The 3,062-nt window shown below is 67.2% G+C and carries 3 protein-coding genes; 2 read left to right on the forward strand and 1 reads right to left on the reverse strand.

The genetic code is table 11. From position 1 onward, the window contains the following. The coding region (locus tag ON45_RS19290) for an acyltransferase family protein (RefSeq protein WP_040496200.1) at nt 1–1,688 on the forward strand (1,688 nt) is incomplete at its 5' end. 81 nt (nt 1,689–1,769) lie between these two features. After that, nucleotides 1,770–2,756 carry a malate dehydrogenase gene (locus ON45_RS19295; protein WP_040496201.1) on the forward strand — a complete coding sequence of 329 codons (987 nt, stop codon included), beginning with the start codon at nt 1,770–1,772 and terminating at the stop codon, nt 2,754–2,756. Nucleotides 2,757–2,846: 90 nt separating this feature from the next. Here ON45_RS19295 and ON45_RS23260 read toward each other — a convergent pair. After that, on the reverse strand, nt 2,847–3,062 hold a 216-nt coding region (locus ON45_RS23260), incomplete at its 5' end, for a hypothetical protein (RefSeq protein ID WP_040496202.1).

Genomic DNA, 3,062 nt, shown 5'->3' on the forward strand with positions numbered 1-3,062 from the left:
ACCTGTGGAGCCTCGCCGTGGAGGAGCAGTTCTATCTCATTTGGCCGTTGATCATGGTCGTGCTGCTCGGCCGGAAGGGGACGCGCAGCGTCGCCGGGATGAGCCGGTGGTTGTTCATCGCAGCCGTCGCGATCGCGGTCATCTCGGCTTCGCTCTACTACCCCGGTGTGATCAGCGATCCGGAGAGCACGCCCAACGCCTACTGGTTCATCGGCGACCACCCGATCTCGAAGCTCGACTTCGCCTACATCGGCACGTTCTCGCGCATGTCGGGCATCCTGCTCGGAGCGGCGTTCGCGATGGTGTGGCGACCGTTCGCGGTCATCCGTGGACCGTTGCGCACCAAGGGTCGGGTGTTCGACGTCGCCGCACTGCTCGCGTTGCTGGGCCTGGCGTGGATGTGCTGGAACCTGTACCTCGTCACGCCGGCGGGAGTCGCCGATCCGCGCCTCTTCCGCGGCGGACTCTTCGGGGCGTCGTGTCTGACCCTGGTGATGCTTGCCGCGGTCTCGCACTCGGGGGCCCGCGCCAACGGGATCCTCGGCAACCCGGTGCTCAAGTGGATCGGGCTGCGCTCGTACGGGCTGTACCTGTACCACTGGCCGGTGTACCAGGCGATTCGGGAACTGGCCGGCAACAAGCTCACCGTCACGGAATTCATCGTCGCGATGGCGATCACGGTCGCGATCACCGAGGTCTCGTATCGATTCGTCGAGACACCGATCCGGACGGGTTCGTTCCGGACGACGTTCCGTCGGGCGCGGACGAGCGCGAGTGCGTTCCCGCGTCGGGCACTCCTGTCGGTGGGTGCGCTCGCCGTGGTGATGACGGTGTTCGCCGGTGCGGCCTTGGCCACCGCCGATCTGGAGCAGAGCGAGATCGCCGACACGTTCACCGCGAACGAGGACGCGACGGTCCAGCTCGGTGCGCCCGACGTGGCCTCGCCCGCGCCCGAGCAGCTCACGCCGACGGTGACGTCCAGCCCGTCGACGACCGTCCGCGACGTCCGCGTGCCGGTGTCCACCGTCGCTCCTCCGACCACGACCCGTCCCACGACGGCCCCGTCGACCACCGTGGCACCCACGACCGCCCCTCCGACGACCGTCGCCCCGACGACTGCCCCACCGACCACTGCGCCGCCACCGCCCGAGGCCACGTCGCTCGGGATCGTCAACGACATGTCGACGATCACCCCGCTCGTCACTCCGCCGCAGGGCAAGCCACCCGAGCTGCGGTTGATCGGTTTCGGTGACTCGGTGATGCTCGGGTCGGCCGAGGAACTGAGCGCGCGGGGGTTCGTCGTCGATGCCGTGCAGAGCCGTCAGTTCTCCGCTGCACTCCCCGAGTTCCAGGCGATCAAGGACCGCGGGCTGTTCGGTTCCGCGGTCGTCGTCCACTTGGGGACGAACGGATCCTTCCCGCAGTCATCGCTCGACCAGATGATGGCGATGCTCGTCGACGTGCCGCGCGTCGTGTTCGTGACGGGGAAGGCCGATCGTGGCTGGATCGCCGGGAACAACGAGAAGCTCCGCGCGTTGCCGATGACCTACCCGAACGTCACGGTCCTCGACTGGGAGGTTCTCGGCCCGCAGTGTCAGGGCGACTGCTTCTACGACGACAACATCCACCTCAACGGCGCCGGTCAGGCGTACTACACCGACCTCATCACCCGCATCCTCGGCGTCTGACCGAAGAGTCCGTCGGTGCCGGTCACGGGCGGGCATTCACCGGATTTCCGGTGGGGCGTTCGTCGCCGTAGCCTCGCGGGCATGACCACTCCAGTACGTGTCGCCGTCACCGGAGCTGCAGGCCAGATCGGCTACAGCCTCCTCTTCCGTATCGCCTCGGGCACGATGCTCGGACCGGACACGCCGGTGGCGTTGAACCTGCTCGAGATCACTCCCGCGTTGGGTGCGCTCGAGGGCGTGCGGATGGAACTCGACGACGGTGCCTTCCCGCTGCTCGACTCGATCACCTGCACCGACGACGCCGACGTGGCGTTCGGTGACGCCGACGTGGCGATCCTCGTCGGGTCGATGCCCCGCAAGGCGGGCATGGAGCGCGCCGACCTGCTGTCGGCGAACGGTGGCATCTTCAAGCCGCAGGGCGAAGCTCTCGGTCGCTCGGCGAAGAAGGACGTGAAGATCCTCGTCGTCGGCAACCCGGCGAACACGAACGCGTTGATCGCGATGAACAACGCCGGCGATCTCGACAACGGCCGGTTCACGGCGATGACCCGCCTCGACCACAACCGTGCGATCAGCCAGCTCGCGACCCGGCTCGATGCCTCCGTCAACGACATCAAGAAGATGACGATCTGGGGCAATCACTCGACGACGCAGTACCCGGACCTGTTCCACTGTGAGGTCGACGGCAAGAACGCGTATGAACTCGTCGGTGATCACGACTGGTACGCCGACGAGTACATCCCGACCGTCGCCAAGCGTGGCGCGGCGATCATCGACGCCCGCGGGTCGTCGTCGGCCGCATCGGCAGCGTCTGCCGCGGTCGACCACATCCGGGATTGGACGCTGGGAACCCCCGACGGCGACTGGGTCTCGATGTCGGTTCCGTCCGACGGCAGCTACGGGGTTCCCGAGGGCATCATCAGCTCGTTCCCGTGCGTGTGCAAGGACGGCAACTACGAGATCGTCCAGGGCCTCGACATCGACGAATTCAGCCGCGAGAAGATCGACGCCTCGGCCGGCGAACTCGTCTCCGAGCGCGACGCGGTGAGCGAACTCGGCCTGATCTGACAGCGGCCGGGCGCGAACGATCCCGACGACCTGAACCGTGTGGACGGTTCCGATCGCCGGGATCGGGGAGGAACTCGATCAGCGTTCGAGTCAGCGGGCGTTCGGGAACTGGACCTGGCCACCGGAGGTCTCGGCCGCCCGTGCCTCGATCGCATTGATCGATGAGTCGACGAGCCGCGGTGCGGCCGGGGCGGTCGCCTCGGCGTCGGCGGCTGCTTGGAGTCGTGCGGTCTCGGCGCTCTGGGCGTTGGAGACGACGTCGCCGGCTCGTGCTTCGATCGCGTTGATCGATGAGTCGGTGAGCTG

The sequence above is a fragment of the Ilumatobacter nonamiensis YM16-303 genome, from assembly GCF_000350145.1.
Classification (GTDB): domain Bacteria; phylum Actinomycetota; class Acidimicrobiia; order Acidimicrobiales; family Ilumatobacteraceae; genus Ilumatobacter_A; species Ilumatobacter_A nonamiensis.